Origin of the sequence: Pseudoroseomonas cervicalis ATCC 49957, assembly GCF_000164635.1 — a bacterium.
Taxonomy (GTDB): domain Bacteria; phylum Pseudomonadota; class Alphaproteobacteria; order Acetobacterales; family Acetobacteraceae; genus Pseudoroseomonas; species Pseudoroseomonas cervicalis.
The window spans coordinates 1-1,512 of record NZ_GG770869.1; the positions used below are offsets into that span (position 1 = coordinate 1).

The 1,512-nt window shown below is 77.4% G+C and carries 2 protein-coding genes; both read right to left on the reverse strand.

The genetic code is table 11. The features are described from left to right. A partial coding sequence (locus HMPREF0731_RS19810) for a glycosyl hydrolase family 8 (protein ID WP_245538369.1) occupies positions 1-579 on the reverse strand: 579 nt, incomplete at its 3' end. A gap of 174 nt (positions 580-753) precedes the next feature. Beyond that, complete coding sequence (locus HMPREF0731_RS19815; RefSeq protein ID WP_007005996.1) at positions 754-1,494, reverse strand: alpha/beta fold hydrolase; 741 nt, start codon at positions 1,492-1,494, stop codon at positions 754-756. Between the last annotated feature and the right edge of the window lie 18 nt (positions 1,495-1,512).

The window sequence follows — 1,512 nt, forward strand, 5'->3', positions numbered from 1 at the left end:
CAGCGCCAGCCCGTCCGCCGCCAGCGCCAGCCAGGCCGGGTCGGGCACGCCGCGCGCCAGCACGCCGAGAATCGGGAAGGCGTAGTAGGACGGGTTCAGCACCACGCGCTCGGCGCTCTCGAAGCCGCGCAGCGCCGGCAGCAGCACGGTCTGCCCGGCCACCTGGCGCAGCAGCAGGCGCAGCACGTCGCGCGCCATGGCGGCGCCGGCCTCGGCATAGGCGGGCTCGGACCAGCGATGGCCGGCCAGCAGCAGGGCGGCGGCGGCGAACAGGTCGCCATCGGTGGCGTTGTTGCGGTCCGGCACCGAGTCGGCCGGCTGGTCGGGCAGGTAGCGCCAGGCCAGCAGCCGGTCGCGCGGCCGCGCCAGCACCCGCCGCGTCCAGCCCCAGAGCAGCGCGAATCCGGCGCGGTCGGCGGCACGCTCGGCGCAGAACATCGCCCAGCCCTGACCCTCGGAATGCGAGACATGGCGGTTGCCGGTGTCCACCACCCGCCCCTCGGGCAGCATGAACTCGCGCCGGAAGCGGGCCCATTCGGCGAGCAGCGCGGGGCTTGGCACAGCGCCCGGTTGCGGCACGCCGGGGCTCCTCGCGCCCCAATTGGCGCCGGCCAGGGCGGCGCGGCCCGGCGGCGCCCTGGCCGGGACCAGGACGGCCGAGCCCAGCAGCAACCTGCGCGACAATCTCCGCATCGCGCCAGACTGCCCCGGCCGGCTTGCCCAAGGATGAAGCCGGCACCGCCGCGCGGCGGCTCAGCCGCGCGCCAGCCAGTCGCGCAGCAGGGCGGCGCAGGCCTCGGGCCGTTCCATGGTCGGCAGGTGGCCGCAGCCGGGGATGCGCGCCAGCACCGCGCCGGGGATCAGGGCGGCCATCTCCTCGGCCAGTTCGGGCGGGGTCAGCGTGTCCTGCTCGCCCACCGCGACCAGGGTCGGCACGGCGATGCCGGGCAGCAGCGGGCGCGAATCCGGCCGGTGCAGGATGGCCATCTGCTGGCGCAGGAAGGCGTCGTGGCCGACCCGGTCGGCCATCGCCCGCACCTCGTGGCCGAGCGGGCCGTCCACCGCCTGCGGGTGCAGCAGGCTGGGCAGCAGCCGGGGCGTCACGCCACGGAACTGGCCGCTGCGCGACAGCGCCATCAGCCCGCGCCGGCGCCGCGCCGCCTCGACGCTGTCCGGCCGGGCGGAGGTGTCGAACAGCGCCAGATGCGTCACCCGCCCCGGCGCCAGGCGCAGGATCTCGAAGGCGACGTAGCCACCCATCGACAGCCCGGCCAGGGCGAAGCGCGGCGGGGCCTGCTCCAGCGCCCGCAGCGCCATGCCGCGCAGCGTGTCGTCCCGCGTCAGGTCGGCCACCTGGCACGCGGCCGCGCCCTCCAGCCCGGCCACCGCGTCGCGCCACAGCCGGGCATCGCAGAGCAGGCCGGGCAGCAGCAGCAGGTCGGGCCGGCGCGGCGGCGCGGCTGGGGGCGGGGCGGCGGGCGGATCGGCGGGCATGCCACGTTGCTACGCCCG

Bases quoted from the DNA above. Each gene is read 5' to 3' on its own strand.
- HMPREF0731_RS19815 (WP_007005996.1), bottom strand. From the start codon at position 1,494: ATGCCCGCCGATCCGCCCGCCGCCCCGCCCCCAGCCGCGCCGCCGCGC.